The 2,526-nt window shown below is 68.4% G+C and carries 3 protein-coding genes and 1 pseudogene; 2 read left to right on the top strand and 2 right to left on the bottom strand.

The features are described from left to right. Window positions 1-176, bottom strand: a pseudogene (locus N878_RS17590) (ACP phosphodiesterase); the annotation flags it as partial. 102 nt (window positions 177-278) lie between these two features. Between N878_RS17590 and N878_RS17585 the strand changes: the two are divergent. Together N878_RS17585 and N878_RS17580 are read left to right on the top strand one after the other, a co-directional pair. Further along, the gene (locus N878_RS17585) at window positions 279-599 is read left to right on the top strand and encodes a helix-turn-helix transcriptional regulator (protein ID WP_031303395.1); all 321 of its coding nucleotides are present in this window, start codon (window positions 279-281) and stop codon (window positions 597-599) included. Between the two features lie 38 nt (window positions 600-637). Next, on the top strand, window positions 638-1,687 hold the full coding sequence (locus N878_RS17580) for an alkene reductase (RefSeq protein ID WP_021444903.1): 1,050 nt from the start codon (window positions 638-640) through the stop codon (window positions 1,685-1,687). Between the two features lie 126 nt (window positions 1,688-1,813). On the opposite strand, the gene N878_RS17575 is transcribed toward N878_RS17580, so the two are convergent. Further along, a partial coding sequence (locus N878_RS17575) for a hypothetical protein (RefSeq protein WP_021444902.1) occupies window positions 1,814-2,526 on the bottom strand: 713 nt, incomplete at its 5' end.

Below are 2,526 nucleotides of genomic sequence, written 5' to 3'. Positions count from 1 at the left end.
GCCTGCAGCGGGTGGCTGTCGGTGAAGGCGTCGATGCGCCGGTGCAGGCGGATGGCCGCCTCGATTTCCGCCGGCCACTGCCCGCCCAGCGGCCCCTTGACGAAATCGCCGTAGAGGCTGCCAAGCAGTTGCGGCGGGGCAGCGCCGCCGAGGTGCAGGTGGGCCAGGTAGTTCATGCGCCGAGCTTAACCGGCCGCCTCGCAGAATCGAAGCCGTCGATAACGGCTATCGGCACAAACGATCTGTATATCGCCACAGACCGATATAAGGTTCGTCCCATGCCGATACAGCGAACCCACACCATGGACCTCGACGCCATCATCAAAGCCCTCGCCCACCCGGTGCGGCGCGACATCCTGCACTGGCTGAAGGAGCCCGAGCGCCACTTCGCCGACCAGGAGCATCCGCTCGAGATCGGCGTGTGCGCCGGCAAGATCAACCAGCGCTGCGGGCTGTCGCAGTCCACCGTGTCGGCGCACCTGGCCACCCTGCAGCGCGCCGGTCTGGTGAGCAGCCGCAAGGTTGGCCAGTGGCACTTCTTCAAGCGCAACGAGGCGACCATCCAGGCCTTCGTCGAACGCCTCGGCCAGCAACTCTGAACATCCTTTTCCCAATCGCTCCCCTCGGAGGATTCACCATGCCCACGCTCTTCGACCCGATCCAGATCGGCGACCTCGCCCTGAACAACCGCATCATCATGGCGCCGCTGACCCGCACCCGCGCCGACGAAGGCCGCGTGCCCAACGCGCTGATGGCCGAGTACTACGTACAGCGCGCCTCGGCCGGGCTGATCATCAGCGAGGCCACCGCGGTCACGCCGATGGGCGTCGGCTACCCGGACACCCCCGGCATCTGGTCGGAGGCGCAGATCCGCGGCTGGAGCAACGTGACCAAGGCGGTGCACGCCAACGGCGGCAAGATCGTCCTGCAGCTGTGGCACGTCGGGCGCATCTCCGACCCGATCTACCTGAACGGCGAGCTGCCGGTGGCGCCGAGCGCGATCAAGCCGGCCGGCCACGTCAGCCTGGTGCGCCCGATCAAGGAGTTCGTCACCCCGCGCGCGCTGGAAACCGAGGAAATCGCCGATATCGTCGAGGCCTACCGCCAGGGCGCGGAGAACGCCAAGGCCGCCGGTTTCGACGGCGTGGAGATCCACGGCGCCAACGGCTACCTGCTCGACCAGTTCCTGCAGAGCAGCACCAACCAGCGCACCGACCGCTACGGCGGCAGCCTGGAGAACCGCGCGCGTCTGCTGCTGGAAGTCACCGATGCCGCCATCGAGGTGTGGGGTGCCGGCCGCGTCGGCGTGCACCTGGCGCCGCGTGCCGACGCCCACGACATGGGCGATGCCAACCGCGCCGAGACCTTCACCTACGTCGCCCGCGAGCTGGGCAAGCGCGGCATCGCCTTTATCTGCGCACGCGAGCAGGAAGCCGACGACAGCCTGTCGCCGAGCCTGAAGGAAGCCTTCGGCGGCGTCTTCATCGCCAACGAGCGTTTCACCAAGGATCAGGCCAATGCCTGGCTGGCCGAGGGCAAGGCCGATGCGGTGGCCTTCGGCATCCCCTTTATTGCCAACCCGGACCTGCCGGCCCGCCTGCTGCAGGACGCGCCGCTCAACGAACCGCAGCCGCAGACCTTCTACAGCGCCGGTCCGGTGGGCTACATCGACTATCCGCGGCTGTAAGCCCGGCAACGAAACGCGCCGCTGAGGCGTCCCCATGACACCCACAGCGCCTGTGGGAGGGGCTTCAGCCGCGAGCGTAAACGCACAAGCCCCGCATTGCGGGGCTTGTGCGTTTACCGCGGCGCCTCAGCGCGCGTCGAGCTGCTGCTGCAGGTTGATCACCTGGCTCTGCAGGGTGTTGATGTTGCGCGTCATCTGCGCGCGAAAGGCGTCGAACTCGGCGGTGTTGGGGCCGGCGCTGGCGGCCGGGCGGCTGTCCAGCTCGCTGCGCAGCACCAGCAGGTCCTGTTCCAGGCGCTGGATGGCCTGGACCGGGTTGCCCTGCTGCTTCAGCGTGTCGATCTCGCCGCTCAGACTCTTGATCCGGCCATCGAGCTTGGCCAGTTCGGCCTGCGCCGCCTTGGCCTCGCCCTGCGCGCTCTTCAGCGCGGCCTGCTCGCTGCTCAGCGCCTGCAGGCGCTTGTCGAAGGCGGCGCTGGCGCCGAGGCCGCTTTTCAGCTCGCTGCCCAGCTGCTCGAGGCGCTTGTCCAGCGCGGCCTGCGCGCTGGCGGCCTGTTGCTGCTGCTTGCCCAGCTCGGCGAGGCGATTCTCCAGCTGCTTGACCTGCAGCTTGAGCGCCTCACTGCCGCTGGTGACGTTCGATTCGGTGGCCACCACCTTGCCGGAGATGTCCTGGATGCGCCCGGCGGCCTCCTCGCTGATGCGCGCGAAGCTTTCCTGGGTCGCCACCAGGCGCTGCTCCATCAGGCCGATCTGCTGCAGGCTCCACCAGCCGAGGCCGCCCAGGGCGATGCTCAGCGCGCCCACCAGCGCCCACAGCGGGCCGGTGCTGGCGCCTT

The sequence above is a fragment of the Pseudomonas sp. EGD-AK9 genome (assembly GCF_000465935.2).
In the GTDB taxonomy this organism is placed as follows: Bacteria; Pseudomonadota; Gammaproteobacteria; order Pseudomonadales; family Pseudomonadaceae; genus Aquipseudomonas.
Note: the sequence above shows the minus strand (reverse complement) of the source record. Positions and strands in the feature narration are given on the sequence as shown.